The 16,318-nt window shown below is 67.8% G+C and carries 8 protein-coding genes; 3 read left to right on the top strand and 5 right to left on the bottom strand.

Going from position 1 to position 16,318, the window contains the following annotated elements; translation table 11 throughout:
* The first annotated feature begins 1 nt into the window (after position 1).
* A complete protein-coding gene (locus D3877_RS13560) occupies positions 2–691 on the top strand; it encodes a class I SAM-dependent methyltransferase (RefSeq protein WP_119832437.1) in 690 nt (229 codons plus the stop codon).
* A gap of 243 nt (positions 692–934) precedes the next feature.
* Here the strand turns inward: D3877_RS13560 and D3877_RS13555 are convergent, their stop codons facing one another.
* From D3877_RS13555 to D3877_RS13540, 4 genes are all read right to left on the bottom strand, one after another.
* On the bottom strand, positions 935–7,939 hold the full coding sequence (locus D3877_RS13555; RefSeq protein WP_119831315.1) for a two-partner secretion domain-containing protein: 7,005 nt from the start codon (positions 7,937–7,939) through the stop codon (positions 935–937).
* An 18-nt stretch (positions 7,940–7,957) separates the two neighbouring features.
* On the bottom strand, positions 7,958–9,688 hold the full coding sequence (locus D3877_RS13550; RefSeq protein ID WP_119831314.1) for a ShlB/FhaC/HecB family hemolysin secretion/activation protein: 1,731 nt from the start codon (positions 9,686–9,688) through the stop codon (positions 7,958–7,960).
* A 3-nt stretch (positions 9,689–9,691) separates the two neighbouring features.
* Entirely contained in the window at positions 9,692–11,791 is a 2,100-nt protein-coding gene (locus tag D3877_RS13545; RefSeq protein WP_238474877.1) for an adenylate/guanylate cyclase domain-containing protein, read from the bottom strand.
* Between the two features lie 61 nt (positions 11,792–11,852).
* Positions 11,853–12,536: a hypothetical protein gene (locus D3877_RS13540; protein WP_119831313.1), complete on the bottom strand. Its 684-nt coding sequence runs from the start codon at positions 12,534–12,536 to the stop codon at positions 11,853–11,855.
* Positions 12,537–12,819: 283 nt separating this feature from the next.
* Here D3877_RS13540 and phoU point away from each other — a divergent pair, with 283 nt between their 5' ends.
* A complete protein-coding gene (phoU, locus tag D3877_RS13535) occupies positions 12,820–13,602 on the top strand; it encodes a phosphate signaling complex protein PhoU (RefSeq protein WP_119831312.1) in 783 nt (260 codons plus the stop codon).
* Between the two features lie 15 nt (positions 13,603–13,617).
* On the opposite strand, the gene gcvA is transcribed toward phoU, so the two are convergent.
* Positions 13,618–14,514: a transcriptional regulator GcvA gene (gcvA, locus tag D3877_RS13530; protein WP_119831311.1), complete on the bottom strand. Its 897-nt coding sequence runs from the start codon at positions 14,512–14,514 to the stop codon at positions 13,618–13,620.
* Positions 14,515–14,627: 113 nt separating this feature from the next.
* Here gcvA and D3877_RS13525 point away from each other — a divergent pair, with 113 nt between their 5' ends.
* Entirely contained in the window at positions 14,628–16,286 is a 1,659-nt protein-coding gene (locus D3877_RS13525; protein ID WP_119831310.1) for a thiamine pyrophosphate-binding protein, read from the top strand.
* The last annotated feature ends 32 nt before the right edge of the window (positions 16,287–16,318 follow it).

The raw sequence follows: 16,318 nt of genomic DNA, 5'->3' as shown, positions 1-16,318 counted from the left end.
CATGACGCAACACAATCCCTCCCCCTTTGCGAATCCGGCCGCCGTCGCGTCCTACGCGGTGGAAACCCCACGCAAGGTGCCGGGGCTGGCCGATCTCCATCGCATGGTGACGCTCCTCCTTGCCGAGTCGGCAACGGGCGTGGCGCATATGCTCGTCGTCGGCGCCGGGGGCGGGCTGGAACTCAAGGCCATGGCCGAGGCACGGCCGGACTGGCGCTTTACTGGCGTCGATCCCTCGCCCGCGATGCTGAACCTTGCGCGCGAGGCCGTCTTGCCCTTCGCGGATCGCGTTGATCTCGTGACAGGCACGGTCGATCAGGCTTCGGCTGGTCCGTTCGACGGGGCAACCTGCCTTCTCGTTCTGCATTTTCTCGACCGAACCGAGCGGCTGCGGACGCTGCAAGACATCCGTCGCCGCCTGAAGCCGGGCGCAACCATCGTGGTCGTCCATCACTCGCCGCCTGTCGACGACGCCGCGCGCTGGATGGAGCGCTTGGCCGCCTTTGGCGATCGCGCCGACTTCGATCAGGCAAAGGCCAGGGCGTCGGGCAGGATGTTGGCCGAACGCCTGCCGCTGCTCGCACCCGCCGACGAAGAAGAACTCCTGCGCGAAGCCGGCTTTCTGGATGTTGCGCTGTTCTATGCCGCTTTCTCACTTCGCGGCTGGGTCGCTGCCGCAGGCGCATTGTGACCACTCCGCCCCGCCGGATCACGCTCTGTGAGATCCGCTCGCGGGTTCCTACTGACCGCATGGCGTGGCGGCCACGCGCCGACCACGGACGGAAGCATGAAACCGGCGACGTGACGCATGCGGGGGCTTGACTGCCAAAGGCCCATTACGGAAGCAATTACAAGAACAGCGGACGCGCCATACGATATGAGCCGACGCCGCCGAAACAAGCGGGGCGGGCTTGATCGGCATCCCGTCCGCCTGTCAGTTGATGACGGCCCGCGTCGGCGACAGCACGTAATCGCCGCCTTCATCATAGCCCGCCGCCTTGATGACGCCGTATTGCGGGGTTTGCGGCACGTCGCGGGTGACGTCCTCGCGAACCTGCTCGTACAGGTCGAACCCGCCGCTTTCGCGTGGCAGGGCGCGGATGCGGGTCATCAGGGCGGTGGCGAAGGGGGAGTTCACCTCGCCATCGGCCACCGGCTCGTCTCCGCCCGACGACAGCGCCATCACTGAGCGGCGTTGCCGCAGTTCCTCGCCCGTGCGGGCGCGGGTCGAGGCGTCGAGCTTCTGCTCCTTGGTGAAGGCGCCGGAATAGCAACTGTCCGACACCAAAAGCACCTGCTTGGCGGGCATCCGGTTCAGAAAACGGGCGATGTCGTTGTTCGACACCCAGTTGCGGGCGCTGGTCGTCTCCGCGTCCGACGGCAGCCAATAGCCGGTTCCGGTTTCCGCCAGCTCATAACCGTGACCGGCGTAATAGACCATCACCTGATCCTGCTCCGTCACCTCGCGCCCCAGCTTGCGCAGAGCGTCGGCGATCTGCGCCTTGGTCGGATTTCGCAACACACGGGTTTCGTAGCCCAAGCGGTCGTTCAAGGCCCGGCCGACCTCCGCCACGTCGGCGGCGGGGGTGCCGAGCGCCGGGATCTCCGGGTTGCGGTAGGTGTCCACCGCGATCATCAAGGCGATCTTGCGTCCATCGGGCACGGCTGGTTGCGCCGACGCCGACGCGGCGGGCGGCGCCTGCACCGCGATGCGCCGTTCCGACGACGCGCCGGTGTCGTCGATCACCGTCAAAACCGCCTCCGTCTGGCCGGGGGCGACGGTGAGGTTGGCGCCGAAACGGCCCTGCTCGTCCACGAAGACCCATTGGCCGTTGACCCGCGCCTCGGCCACCCGTTCGTTGCTTTCGATCAACCCGCGCACGATGGCGCGCGTCCGCCGCGCCCCCGCGTTGGAAAACTCAACGATGTTGGGCGGCGGCGTGCCGTCCGCCGTGTGCGAAGGAAACAAATCGGACGCCGAGGGATCCGCCGTCAACTGCCGCAACGCCCCGGCCAGCGAGCGCGTCCGCTGCTCCCGCCGCACCCGCTGGTACATGGCCAGATAGGTCTTGGTCGTCGCCTGATCGTAGCCAGCCAGCTTCAGGACGGATTTCACCTCGGCATAGGCGGCGCGACCGCTGTTTGACGTGGTTTGCAGCAACCCGCCCACCTGCTTGGCCACCGGGTCGGGGCTGTTGACCAGACCGCTGACGATGGTGGCGACGGGGACGCTCTGGAAGACCGCCTTTTGCTCGGTGATCGTCATGCCGCTGCTGGCGACCGCCGTCACCGCCTGGGTGATCGTTCCGCCGCTGGCCGCCTGGACCATGCCGCCCGCCGCCGCCTGCACCACCGGCGAACTCAACACCTGCGGGCCGGGTTGTGACAAGGTGGCGCCCGTCGTGTAGGCCGCCGTCGCGGTCGAGGAAAATGTCGCCGTTCCGCCGCCCGCCAGCGCCACGATCGCCGGAGCCGCTGGCGGTGGGGCAACCGGCGGCGATGTCGGGTCCGGCGACCGCGCGCTCGCGGTTTGCCCTCCGCTGGCCGTTCCAGAAGACGCTTGCGCCGCGCTGGCGGACGAGCCTGTCCCGGCGGCGCCGTTCGCCGGAGCCGCCGCATCCACCTGCGCCGCCGAGGAGGACGAGCCGCTGTTTTCCAACACGGCCAGGAAGGTCTTAGGCTCCGCGCCACGCGACGCCGCCACGCTGGTCGCCCCGTTGGCGACCACCGCCGCCACCGCTGGCGGCGGAGGAGGAGGCGGCGGAGGTGGTGGGGCGACGATCACCGTGTTCACGGTTTGCAACACCGACTGAACGACCGCGCTCGTCACCGTCGTGCTGGTCGCCACCGGCGCGACGACGACCGGCGGAAACGGTGGTGGAGACACAGGCGGCGACACTGGCGGTGAAACAGGGGGTGACACCGGAGGTGAAACAGGCGGCGGCGACACCGGAGGTGAAACTGGCGGCGGCGCCGGAGGCGACACCGGAGGTGAGACAGGCGGCGATACCGGCGGTGAAACAGGCGGCGACACCGGCGGAGGCGTGTCCGACGTGTTGGAGGCGCCAGAGTCGCCCGACGCGGGATCCGCGTTGGCGACGATGAACTGGTTGCCCGTCGTCGTCACCGACGCGGGCGGCAGGCTGGCGTAGGTCTGGCTGTAGAGCGTGTTTCCGGCCAAGCCGCCCAATTGCATGGCGGCGCGATTGGCGGCGTAGATCAACCAACGTCCACCGCTGACCGACAGAATGGACGCGGTCCCGCTGTTGATGAAATTCCCGGTCGCGGCCAACACCAAATCATGCGCCCCCCCGACCGTGATCGACGCGCCGGACGCCAGCGTCAGATCCCCGACGGTGCGGATCGACACGTCGCTGCTGTCGGCCAACACGGCGTCCGTCACCGTCAGCCCGCCCGCGCTGTCCGACAACCGAAACGCGCCAGCCCGACGGACCTCGCCCAAATTGGCGATGGTGTTGGAAACGCCGGCGCTGTCCAACGTGATGCCGCCGCCGCCCGCCGCCAGGATCAGCGTGCCGACATTGCGCAAGGATTGGGTTTGCTGGATGGAACCGCCGTCGGACGTCAGCCGCAGAGTGGTTCCCGCGACCTCCAGGCCACTGCGGTCGCCAACCGTGCCGATGTTCAGGCTGACGCTGTCCCGGAAGGTCAGCGTGCCGACCGCGCCCGCCAGAGTGTCGACCGCGTTGCCCGAATGGTCCAGAATGTAGGTCGCGTCGCTGCCCACCACTTGCAGATCGGCAGCCCGGATTGCTGCGGTTTGCGTCACCGACCCGTTGTCCGTGGCCAAGGACAGGCGCGAACCAGTCTCCATCGTCAACCCGCTGGAGCCGCCCGCCGTCCCGATGACAAAGCCCTTGACGTTGTGGAAGGACAGACGACCGACAGACCCCGCCAGAGTGTTGACCGCGTTCGCCCCAGTCAGGGTGTAATCGCTGCCAGCTCCCAAAAGCTCGAGCGAATCCGCCGATATCGCAAAGGTCTGGGACACCGTGCCGGTCGTGTTCATGGTCAGGCGGTTGCCGCCGACCGACAGGGCGCCGTTGATGGCGATGCCGCCGCTCGCGGTTCCACCGCTCAGCAGCTTGAGATTGCTGGAAAAACTCGTGGAGCCGCCCACCGTGATGGCGCCGATTCCGTCCGACCGGCCAATCACAATCTCCGAAAAGCCGCTGGCCAGCGTGCCCAGCGACGCGCTCGACAGCGACAAGCCCCCGGCCCCGCCCGCCAACCCGATGCTGGCGGACATCGTTTCCGGCCGCAGGGTCAGAACGCCGCTGCTCTTGATTTCGGCGCCGCTGGTCTGGGCCAAATTCATGCGGTCGGCGGTCAGGGTGATGTTGGACGTGCTGCCGCCGGTGCGGCTGCCAACGCCGATCTTCACTGGGCCACCCAACGCAATGCCAAGCGAGTCGGAATCGGATCCCGCTGTTCCATTCAAGGCGATGGGACCGCTGGCCGCTTCGACGTAGGGCGAACCGCCCGATTGCAAGATCGACACCCCGGCGATCCCGGCTGTCACCGACCGCCCCGCTTTGCCGGTCAGCGTGATGCCACCGTCAGCGCCCGTGGCCTTGATGTCGGTATCGGCGCGAATCCCGATTCCATAGGCGTCGGTGGCGTTCGCGGCGCTGGCGTCCCCTTCGATCTGGATCGCCGTAGTGTTCACCGCCGCCGAACGGACCGTCAGCGCGTTGCCGTTCCCGTCCATGACCACGCCGCCCACCGTGCCGGTGGTCGCGACCGCCTTGCCTTTGATCTGAACCGTTCCCGCACCGGAATCCAGGGTCAGATCGTTGACAAAACTCACACCATGGCCACCGTCCGCGTTCTTGCCCTCGCCATTGATGATGATGTTGCCGCCTTCCGACGACACCGACCCCGACGACAGGCGCACGCCATAGGCGCGCGTGGCGCTGCCCTTGGCCGCTATGGTGGACGGATCGGCGCCGCCGCCCATGGTGATGGCGCCGCCATGGCTGTTGATGACGGCGGCGCTGGTTTCGATGGCCCCGCCGTCGGTGGCGTCGCGATCAGCGTTCAGGATGATCGCCTCGCCATAGGTGCTGAGGCCCGACCCCAGAATGGCGACGTCGCCCCCCGCCCGCAGGGCGATAGAGCCAACATGCGATCCCGATCCGGTTCCAAGCGACGACGACACGGTGATGTTGCCGCCCGTCGCCATCACCAGCGGATCCATGAAGGACACGGTTCCGACATTGATGTCGCCGGTCCCGTCGGCCCGCCCGATGGTGATCGACGAGAAGCCGTCTTGCAGCGCCCCCAGGGCGGCGCTGGTCAGTTGCAGGCCGGTTGACCCGGTGGCGACGTTGATCGGGGTGGACAGCGTGTTGGGTCGAATGGTCAAGGCCCCGGTGCTCCGCACCGTGCCGACGCTGCTCGCGTCCAGGCTGTCGAGGGTGAAGGTGATGGCGCCAGTGGCCGACGCCCCGCCGATGGTGTTGTTGCCGCCGCCAGCGGTCATGGCGATCGAGTTCGCCGTGTCGGGGGTCGAGGCGGCGATGCTGATCGGCGCGCTGCCGTAGGAGGAAATCTTCGACGTGACTTCCAACCGCAACCCCTCGTTCAAGGATCCGGAGTTGCCGCCGATGGCGGTCAGCGCCACCGACCCGGTGGTGGAACGTATTTCCGACGCGGCGGCCAGATGAACGCCGTGATTGCCTCCGCCCATCCCGGTTCCGCCCGTGCCGTTGACGGCGAGGGAGCCGGAATTGGTTCTGACCACTGAAGCGTCCAAAAGACTGACGCCATGATTGCCGCCGCTGCTTGATCCGGTCGCCACGCCCGAACCGCCCGTTCCCGTCAACGTCAGCGATCCTGAAACCGTGGTGATCGTCGCGCCGTTGCCCACCTGAATTCCGGTGTTGACGCCATCGCTCGCCGAACCGCCTTGCCCAATGATCGTTATGTTGCCGGAGCTGGTGGTGATCGACCCGCCGCTGACGTTGACCCCGATGTTGCTGCCGCTCGTGTACCCGCCGCCCTCGCCCCTGATCGCGACGGCGCCGGTCCCCGTGTTGATGGTGGAGCCGTTCAGATACACCCCGACCTTGCTGGAGCTGTTGTCGCCCTTCGCCGCCGTGGTCGCCGGGTTGGTCCCGCCGCCAATGGTCAGCGCGCCGTTGTTGGTGGTGATCGTCGCCGTCGATTGAATTTCGACCGCGCCGCTGTCGGTGGCGTCGGAATTGGCGTTGAGCGTCAGGTTGAGCTTGTTGTCGCCCGCCGCCGTGATGTTCGCCGTGACGAACAGATCATTCGCCGATTTCAGGGTCAGGCTGCGGTCGCCGCCGGTCAGCGTGACGGCGATGGGGCTGGTGACGAACAGATTGCCGGTCTGCGCGCCTGTGCTGCCGGTGGTGACGGTGACGTCGTTGCCCGATTGCAGCGCCGCGACGATGGACGACGCGTAGACCTCTTGATCGTCGGTCGCCGAATCGAACACGCCGCCCGCGCTGAGGTCGTAGCCGGTGTTGGTGATGGTCACGTTGCGCGGGTCAAGCAGCCAGTGCCCGGCCAACCCGCCCTTGGAACTGGCGTCCACCGCGCCGCGCGCGCGCAGCGTCAGCTTGCCGGACGTTTCAACAAAACCGCCGTCGCCGCCCGACGGCCCGCCCTTCGCCGTGATGACGCCGTCGAAGCGGGTGGCCTCGTCCGACCACAGGATGACTTTGCCGCCCTTGCCTTGGTTGGTGGCGTCCGCCGCGATGACCGCGCCGTCCTCCACCGTCAGATTGCGGGCGGGGGGAACCGGCTTGCGGCCCGGACGGATGTTGTAGAGGGCGTAGGTCGCGGCGTCGGCCCGCCCGCCCTGAAGATCGCCGCCAATCAGAACCGCTCCGCCGCCCGCCGCGCCGCTGGCGTCCACCCGCGCGGCTCCGGTCAACTCGACCTTGTCGCCGGTGACGGTGACGGCGCCGCCCGTCCGTTTGGCGTCCGCGCCCGCCACATCCAGCGTGCCGGACACGCGCACCGTTCCGGCCTCAGGATCGCCGCTCAGGATGATCTCGCCGTCGCGCTCCTCGACGCTGCGCGCCTGGACGCGACCCGACATGTTGACGACGCTGTCCACCAGCCCCTTGGCGGCGGCGGCGGACATGCGGACCCGGCCGCCGTCGGCGAAGATCTGGCCGTCGTTCCGCACCAGGGCGTCGACCGGCTTGCCGTCGGCCCCGATGGGCCGGGCGTCGGTCTTGGCGTCCAGCGCCAGATTGATCTTTTGATCGCCGAACAGATCGACGACGAAACGCCGCCCCGACGCCAACGCCACCTCGCCCAACCGCGCCTCGATGACGCCGCGATTGGCGACGCCGGGGGCGACGAAGGCGGCCAAGCCCGCTTGGGCCACGGTGATGACGCCCTCATTCTCCACCGTCGCGGTGGAACCCGACCGGCCTTCAAAATTGTAGCGGCCAGCCAGGAAATCATCGTTGCGGATGTCGTGGGTGGTGGCGATCAGACCGGCGACGTCCACTTGGGCGTTGCGCCCGAACAGAATGCCGTTCGGGTTGACCAGCCAGACCTGCCCGTTCGCCGACAGCCGCCCCAGGATCGCCGAGGGATCCGGCCCAACCACCCGGTTCAAGGTGATGGATTTTGAGTCAGGCTGCTGAAAGCGGGTGTGTTCCCCCTCCTTCACGCCGAAACGCTGCCAGTCGATGATCGCCTTCGACGTCGTCTGCACGATGTCGAGTTGTCCCGGCCCGCCCGGACGGATCGCCACGCTTCCCGCCGTCACCACCCCGCCCTCGGGGTTGGCGAAGGCGGTTCCCGGAACCAGCATCGCCGCGACGATCACCATTCCGGCGCGCCCGGCCAACGCCGTCGCCCCGCGCAGCCGCGCGGCGACGCGCGGTTCAGCGCGGCGGGCGGCGTCTTGCGGTGGCTGGGGCGTCCTCATCCTGTGCAAACCTTGCGGTCAAAAGCGCGTGGACAGATTGAAAAAGATCCGCATCCCACGGTCCAACGTGCTGGTGGGAACGGCGATGAACGGCTTGGCGAGTTCCAGGCTGACGTCGAATTGTTTAAAAAGTCCAAATCGCACCCCTGCCCCCGCCGAGGCCAAGGACCGGCGGCCATGGCGCGATCCACTTTCGTAATTCCACACCGCGCCATAATCGCCAAAGCCGTAAATCATCGCATAATCCGGCCCGTCCTGCGAGACCTCCAAAATGCGTTGAAGCTCGCCGCGCACGGAAAAACCGCTGTCGCCGCTGATCTCCGACGAATCAAAGGCCCGGCCATAGGCCTTGCCGCCGACGCCGAATTCCTCCGACGACAACAATTCATCGGGGCTGTATTGCGCCTCGCCCGCCAACACCAGGATATGGGCGTCGCCAAGCTTCTGATTGCGTTGGGCGGTCACGTTCATCTTGCGGAAATCGCTGCGCCCGCCCGCGCGGGTCAAACCGGCGGATCCGCTGCGGGTGGGGTGCAAAATGTCCAGCCCCTTGGACAGTTGCAGCGACAGGACGTTGCTGCCGTCCCAATCGTCGGACACGTCGTAAGACAAATCGGCGGACAGGATGCGCAGCCGGTCTTCCGACAGGGGATCGCCCAAAGCCGTGGTGCGGCTGTCGCGAAAGGTGACGGTCATTTCTCCGCGCAGGGTTTCCGCCCGGCTGCGCAAAAAGGGATGCGACAGCCCGACGCGGGCGGAGGAGGTCAGGCTGTCCAGCTCCAGCGACCGCACGCTGTCGCCGGGCTGCGACCAGGAGCGGCGGACGCCGACATTCAGCGTGGTGCCTTCGGCGTCGAGCGGGACCGACTGGCCCAGATCCAGATACCGCAACTCGCGCCATTGCTGGGCGCCGATGGCCTGAGCGGTCGTCCGCTCAAACAGACCGAACTGGTCTTCGACGTTCAAAACCCCGGTCAGTTGCAATGGCCCGACGGAGCGGGTGCCGCGATTGTCCAGCGCCAATGAGCCGTCAAACGGCGTCCGTTCCAGCGTCATCGTCAATTGCGAGGCGCCGGGGGTGTCGGGCGCGGCCTCCAGCACGGTTTTCACCGCCACGCCGGGCAGATCGTCGGCCAACAGGACGTAACGCTCCATGTCGGCCATGCGCAGCGGGCGCGAGTCCTTGATCTTTTCGCCCATCCGCCGCAGCAGGCCCAGACGGTCGCGCGCCTCGCCCTGGATCAGCACGTCGCTGACATACCCCTCCACCACCTCCAACCGCACCACGCCGTTGCGGATGCGCTGGGCCGGAACGATGGCCTGCGACAGCACGTAACCGGCGTTGCGGTATTTGCTGGTGATGGCGTCGCGCACCCCATAAAGGTCAGCCAGCGTCGCCGGGCGATTCAGCAGGTCACGCCACAGCGGCGACAGGGTTTCAACGTCGTAGACGCTGTTGCCGCTGACCTGAAGCTCGGTCAGGGTCAGGGTGACGCGCTCGGCGTCCTTGGGCGGCGGCGCCTTCTCCGGCGTCGGCATCTCGATTTCAGGCAGAGATTGCGGCGTCAACGGCCGCTCAAAGCGCTGCTCCAGCCGATTGGGGTCGAGCGAGGGCGGCAGAACCACCGGCGGCGCGGTCTGCGCCAAAGCCGACGGCGCGGTCAACGCGCCGCAGAGCGAAGCGAGAAGCAGGGCGGCGGGCAGACCGCAGCGAGACGGACGGGGGCGGGACAAGCGGGGGCTGCGCATCGGCTATTTCTCGGTCAGGGCCGTCACGCCGGTCCAACCCGGTTCCGGCGCGCGGCCCACCCGCGCGTCGGCCTTGCGCAGCATGGTGGCGGCGGCGCTGTCGAACGGGGCCAACGCGCGGAATCCCGCCGCCGCCGCGTCGAAGCGCCCGGCCTGCCAATCGGCCAGCGCGCGGGCGTAGGCGGCGCGGCGGGCGCCATCCTCCAGGTCGGCGCGGCGGGCGTCGGACAGCGGCTCATAAACCGCCACCGGCTCATGACGGCCCACCACCTGGACGATGTCCAGCGCGCGGAAGGCGGCGGGGTCGCCGTGATGGGCCATCGTTTCGCCGCTGACCATCATCGGCGTGCTGTAATATTTGTTCGCCCCTTCCAACCGCGAGGCCAGATTCACCGTGTCGCCCATCACCGTGTAGTTGAAGCGGCGCGGCGAACCGATGTTGCCGATCAGAACCGGGCCGGTCGCCAACCCGATGCGGGCGGTTCCGCGTCCGCTGTCGGTCGCCAGCAAGGTCGGATCATCCTCCATCGCCCGGGCCATCGCCAAGGCGGCGTTGACCGCCGCGCGGGCGTGGTTGTCCAGCGCGTAGGGCGCGCCGAACACCGCCAGCACCGCGTCGCCGATGTATTTGTCGACAAAGCCGCCATGGGCTTCGACAATGTCGGTCATCACGGTGAAATAGCGGTTCAACACCAGAACCAGGGCTTCCGGCTCCATCCCCTCCGACATTTTGGTGAAACCGGCGATGTCCGAAAACAGGATGGTCAGGTCGCGCTCTTCCCCGCCCAGGCTGGGCGATTGGCCGGACGCGATCATGTCGTCGATCAACGAGCCGGGCAGATAGAGCTTGAAGGCGTTGCGGATCTGCCGCTGGTCGCGGTCCAGAACGGCGAAGCGAAAGCCCAGCAGCAACGGAAAGACCAAGCCAATGGCGACGACGCCTTGCAGATAGGGCAGAACCAGCCCGTTCTGAAAGCTTTCCACCGCCGCCCCGCTCCACAGCGCCAGCACGACCAGCAGGCCAAGGGCGGCCAGCGCCGGGCGGGTCGCCAACGTGATCGCGGCGGCCAGCCCCGCCAACAGCAGGACAAACGCCACGCTGGCCGGTTTGCCGGTTTCCGCCAGCCCGTCGCGGGTCATCAGGTTGGAGATCGCCGCCGCGTGAATGTAAACCCCGGGGATCGAATCCCGGCGCAGGCCATCGACATACAGGTCGCTCATCACCGGCAGGGCGCAGCGTTCAGGCAGGTTCAGCCCCTCCGGCTTCGTCACCCAACGGTTTGACGACAGCTTGCGGTCCTCGACGTCCAGGACGGTGCCGACCATCACCGCCTTGCCCTTGAAGTGCTTTTCAAAAAAGGCGGCGTTGCCCGCCTCGGCGCAGGCGAACAGGTCGGCCAGCGAATAGGTCGGGATGGCCCCCGCCATGGTGGCGTGGTTGACCAGCATGCGGTTGCTCGTCCCGCCGGGCAGCCGATAGCCCGCCAGCGTAGTCCAGCCATCCTCCCCACGGACCACCGGCGCGCCCAGCGCGCGCGACGCCACCTCCGCCGCCATGCCGGGTTCCGGGCGCGGGTTGCCGCCGTTGGGATCGGTGACGAGCAGCGTGACCGGAATCCGCCGCAGCACGCCGTCGGGATCCTCCACCAGATTGACCGAGCGGACGTTCCCCGCCCCCGCCGCGATCAGATAGCCGCGATAGGGCATCAGCGGGTTGCTTTGATGCTGGACCTTGGCCAGCACCAACCGCCCCTCCTTGCCGCCCCGGCGCAGGGTCAACAGATACTCGCGCTCAAAGCCCGGAATCAGGGTTTCGACCGAGGTCGGGTGGACAAGGTCAAGCCCGATGGCCGCCGCGCCGCCATCCAGCATTCCGGCCAGAACCTTGCCCAGCTTCGGCCCCCAGAGGGCTTGCGGCGTGCCGACAAAGGGCGGGCGACGGTAGGTTTCCTCGTCGATGCCGACGACGACGACCGGCGACGGGTTCGGGGCGGGCTTCGGCCCATGCGCCGCCTCACGCAGCCGGTACAGCGTGTCGATGGACGGCCCCTGCAACGACGCGCTGAAGCTCAGGACCAGGAACGCCGCCAGCAGCGGCGTCATGGCTCCCAAAAGGATCAGGCGAAAACGCCGGGACAGCCGGATCGTCACACGCAGGCCGGGATCAGAAACGGATCAGACGGCCCAGCGCCGGACCCGCCTCGTCCTTGGCCTGGGGGTCGATCTTGACGATGTAGGATTTGGCCCCGGCCGCGATCTTGTACAGCCCGCCCGGAACCAACGGGGGAACCGGCGCCGCGCCGCTCTTGGCGGTGTCCAGCATCGTGCCGGGAACGTCGATGGTGACGGGCGGCGCCGCTTCGTCCAGCCGCTCGAAACTCACCGGGCCGGGCGCGGTCAGCGCCAGCAGCGGGCGGGTCTTGTAGAGCGTCAGATCGGCTTTCGGCTTGGCCCCCGGCAGCGCGACGGTGACGCTGCGGAACACCGTCACCCCAGCCTTGCCGGTTTCGCTGGCGGCCAACAGCAGCTTGCCGCCGTCGCACGGCAGGGTGTGACGGTTGATGGTCCCGCCGGAGATCGCCGATTCCCGCGTACCAATGGTGACGCCGCCGCCGGTGATCGTCTCGTTGACGCAGGAATCGAGGTAGCTCAGAGTCAGAACTTGGCCCGCCGCCAAGGCCACGGTCTGACCGGCGTTGAGGTAATCCATCGGCTGGACGCCCGCCACGCCGTCGGACACGTCCTCGACCAGCGCGACGGGGGCGGCGGCGGCGGTCGAAACGCCGAACTGCCACAACAGGGCGCCGACGGCGAGCGCCCGCAAGGGCGTCTGGAACGTCACGGTCATGATGGCTGAAACCTCCTGGTCTGTGACGGAGGGCGTAAGACCCCGGTCAAACGGACGAATCGCTGCGTCTATCCTTTAGCGAAGTTACCGACCCACTTCAAACCCCATCGCATGGCCGGGGAAAGGACCGGGGGACCAATCGTCCGCAAGGGGCGGATTGTCATAAAACCGCAACATCGCCGCAACCGGCGCGTCATCGCCCCCGGCTATTCTGCGCCATCGCGTGTGTGCGAATTCGCACACATCCGCGTGAGAACAAACGGATGGGGCAGGTCGGCGACTCATGAGCACGGAACACATCGTCCGCTCCTTCGCGCAAGAATTGCTGCGCCTCTCCAACCTCGTGACCCAGATGGGCGGTGTGGCCGAGGCCCAGGTCGAGGCCGCCGTCAAGGCGGTGGCCCGGCGCGACGTCGGGCTTGCCACCCAGGTGATGCAGGCCGACGCCCGGCTGGACGCCTATGAGCGCGACATCGACGCCGAGGCTGTGCGCCTGCTGGCGCTGCGCCAGCCGATGGCGCAGGATTTGCGCGAAATCGTGTCCTCGCTGAAGATCGCCGCCGATCTGGAGCGCATCGGCGATTACGCCGCCAACATCGCCAAACGGTCGCTGGCGCTGGCGCAAATGCCGCTGGTCCGCCCGGCGGTGGCGATTCCGCGCATGGGCCGTCTGGTCGAAACCATCATGAAAGACGTGCTGGACGCCTACACCGAACGCGACGTCGACAAGGCCATCGCCGCTTGGGAGCGCGACGAGGAGCTGGACGATCTTTACACCAGCCTGTTCCGCGAAGGTCTGACCTACATGATGGAAGACCCGCGCAACATCACGCCCTGCACCCATCTGCTGTTCATGGCCAAGAACATGGAGCGCATCGGCGACCACGCGACCAACATCGCCGAGACCATCCATTATCTGGTGGTCGGCACGCAACTCAACCTCGCGCGACCCAAAAGCGACGGCTCCAGCTTCGCCGTGGTGTCGCCGATCCAACTGGACGGCCCTGACGCCCAGGTCGTTGAGGAGTCAGACACCGGCGACAACGCCAACGACGACGCGATGTAAGAACGCCCCCGCCCCTCAGCGCCCCTTCCCCACCGCGTCCAACAGCCAGCGGCGGAAGGCGGCGAGCGGCGGGTGGTTGGCCTTGTTGCGCGGGTGGACCAGATAATAGGCCCGCGCGCTGCGGTGCGGTCGGTCGAGCGCCGGAATCAGCGTCCCTTCGCGCAATTCGCCATGCACCAGCAGCGTCGGCAACAGCGCCACGCCCAACCCGGCCTCGGCGGCTTGGGCGGTGGTGATGAACTGCTCGAAAAACATCCCCGCCCCGGTGCGCGCCGCCAGCCCCTGCGCGGCGAACCATTCGGCCCAGGCGTCGGCCCGCGTGCTGGTGTGCAGCAGCGGCAAAGCGATCAGATCCGTCGGTTCGGCGATGGGGTGCGCCTTTAGGAAGGACGGGGCGCAGACCGGCAACACCTCTTCATCCAGCAGATGATCGCAAATCGCGTCGGGCCAATCGCCCAGCCCGTAATGAATCGCCGCGTCGATGTCGTGGGTGCGGAAATCGAAGGGGGCCAGCTTGGTGGTGAAATGGATCACCACATGGGGGTGCGCCTCCTGAAAGGCGGGCAGGCGCGGCACCAGCCAGCGGGTGCCGAAGGTCGGCAGAATGGCGAGATTCAACTCGCCCCCCTTGGGCGCGGCGATGGTCCGCACCGTCGCCGCCGCGATCTGGCGCAGCGCGTCGCGGATCGGTTCGGCGTACTGCGCGCCGGTCGGCGTCAGGGTCACGCGCTGGTCCTTGCGGACAAACAGCGGCGTGCCAATCTGTTCCTCCAACGCCTTGATCTGGCGGCTGACGGCGCCTTGGGTCAGCGACAGCTCGTTCGCCGCCGCCGTGAAACTGCCGGTGCGCGCCGCCGCCTCGAACGCGGTCAACGCGCTCATCGAAGGGAGGAGTCGCCGTTGCAGATCCATGCCTCATCATTACCACAGCTCATGACCCCTGGAAAGAAAGTCGGTTGCGGGATGGCGCGCAAGGGGGCAACGTCGGTATGGTCGCAGATCAGGACAGACAGGACGGAAACGGAATGAAGACCGGCGGGCAGTTGATCGTCGAAGCGCTGGAGGCGCAGGGCGTGCGGCGGGTGTTTGGCGTGCCGGGCGAGAGCTATCTCGCCGTGCTGGACGCCCTGCACGACAGCCCCATCGAGATGGTCGTCTGCCGCCACGAGGGCGGGGCCGCCATGGCCGCCGAGGCGCAGGCCAAGCTGACCGGGCGTCCCGGCGTGTGCCTCGTCACCCGTGGCCCCGGCGCGACCAACGCGGCGTCGGGCATCCACGTCGCCCAACAAGACGAAACCCCGTTGATCGTGCTGATCGGCCAAATCGAACGCGGCATGCGCGGGCGCGACGCCTTCCAGGAGGTCGATTACGGGCGGCTGTTCGGCGGCATGGCCAAATGGGTCGCCGAAATCGACAGCGCCGACCGCGTGCCGGAAATGATCTCCCGCGCCTTCCATACCGCGATGGCGGGCCGTCCCGGTCCGGTCGTGCTGGCCCTGCCGGAAGACACGCTGACCGAAGTGGCCGACGCCCTCGCCGCCCCGCGCGCCGAGCCGGTGGACAGCGCCCCCACCCCGGCGCAGGTCGCCGCCTTCGCCGCGCTGCTGGCCAAGGCCGAACGCCCGTTGCTGGTCGTCGGCGGCTCGCGCTGGACCGAGGAATCGGCAGCATCCTTGCGCGGCTTCGCCGAACGGCTGGCCCTGCCGGTCGCCGTCACCTTCCGCCGCCAGATGCTGTTCGACCACAACCACCCGCTCTACGCCGGGGACATCGGGCTGGGAATCAACCCGAAACTGTCGGCGCTGGTCGCCGACAGCGACCTGTTGATCCTGCTGGGCGACCGTTTTTCCGAAGTGCCGTCGCAAAGCTACACGCTGCTCGGCGTTCCCGATCCGGGCAAGGCGGTGGTGCATGTCCATCCCGGCGCCGAAGAGATCGGCCGCGTCTACCGCCCGACGCTGGGCGTCGTCGCCACGCCGGGCGGCTTCCTCGACGCCGTGGCCGACGTCGCCGTGACGCCGAACCCTGCCTGGGCCGCCCGCGCCGAAACCGCCCACGCGGCGTTTGAGGCGTGGAGCACCCCACCCGAAAAAATCCCCGGCGACGTCCAGATGGGCGCGGTCATGCGCTGGCTGGACCAGACCTTGGCCGACGACGCCATTTTCACCAACGGCGCGGGCAATTACGCCACCTGGATCCACCGCTTCCACCGTTTCCGCCGCTTCGGCACGCAAGCCGCGCCGGTCTGCGGCTCGATGGGCTACGGGCTGCCCGCCGCGCTGGCGGCGAAGCTGGAATTTCCCGAGCGCGACGTGATTTGCTTCGCCGGCGACGGTTGTTTCCAGATGACCGGGCTGGAGTTCGGCACCGCCGTGCAGGAGGGGGCCGCGATCATCGTGCTGGTCATCGACAACGGCATGTACGGCACCATCCGCATGCACCAGGAGCGGGAATATCCGGGCCGCGTGTCCGGCACCGCCCTGCGCAACCCCGATTTCGCCGCGCTGGCCCGCAGCTATGGCGGTCATGGCGAAACGGTGAAGCGGACGGAGGAGTTCGCCCCGGCCTTTGAACGCGCCCGCGCGTCCGGCCTGCCCGCGATCCTGCACGTCGTCATCGACCCGGAAGCCTTGACGCCGACCCGAACCCTGTCCGAAATCCGCGCCGCCGGCGCGAAGCGCTAATGCCTGTCAGCGCGAAGCGCTAATGTCGGTCA

The organism is Azospirillum cavernae (genome assembly GCF_003590795.1).
Classification (GTDB): Bacteria; Pseudomonadota; Alphaproteobacteria; order Azospirillales; family Azospirillaceae; genus Azospirillum; species Azospirillum cavernae.
This window is presented reverse-complemented; position numbering and strand designations above follow the sequence as displayed.

Excerpts from the sequence above, each read along its gene's own strand:
- D3877_RS13560 (WP_119832437.1), top strand. The coding sequence starts at position 2 with ATGACGCAACACAATCCCTCCCCCTTTGCGAATCCGGCCGCCGTCGCG.
- D3877_RS13555 (WP_119831315.1), bottom strand. The coding sequence starts at position 7,939 with ATGAGGACGCCCCAGCCACCGCAAGACGCCGCCCGCCGCGCTGAACCG.
- D3877_RS13550 (WP_119831314.1), bottom strand. The coding sequence starts at position 9,688 with ATGCGCAGCCCCCGCTTGTCCCGCCCCCGTCCGTCTCGCTGCGGTCTG.
- D3877_RS13545 (WP_238474877.1), bottom strand. The coding sequence starts at position 11,791 with ATGACGCCGCTGCTGGCGGCGTTCCTGGTCCTGAGCTTCAGCGCGTCG.
- D3877_RS13540 (WP_119831313.1), bottom strand. The coding sequence starts at position 12,536 with ATGACCGTGACGTTCCAGACGCCCTTGCGGGCGCTCGCCGTCGGCGCC.
- phoU (WP_119831312.1), top strand. The coding sequence starts at position 12,820 with ATGAGCACGGAACACATCGTCCGCTCCTTCGCGCAAGAATTGCTGCGC.
- gcvA (WP_119831311.1), bottom strand. The coding sequence starts at position 14,514 with ATGGATCTGCAACGGCGACTCCTCCCTTCGATGAGCGCGTTGACCGCG.
- D3877_RS13525 (WP_119831310.1), top strand. The coding sequence starts at position 14,628 with ATGAAGACCGGCGGGCAGTTGATCGTCGAAGCGCTGGAGGCGCAGGGC.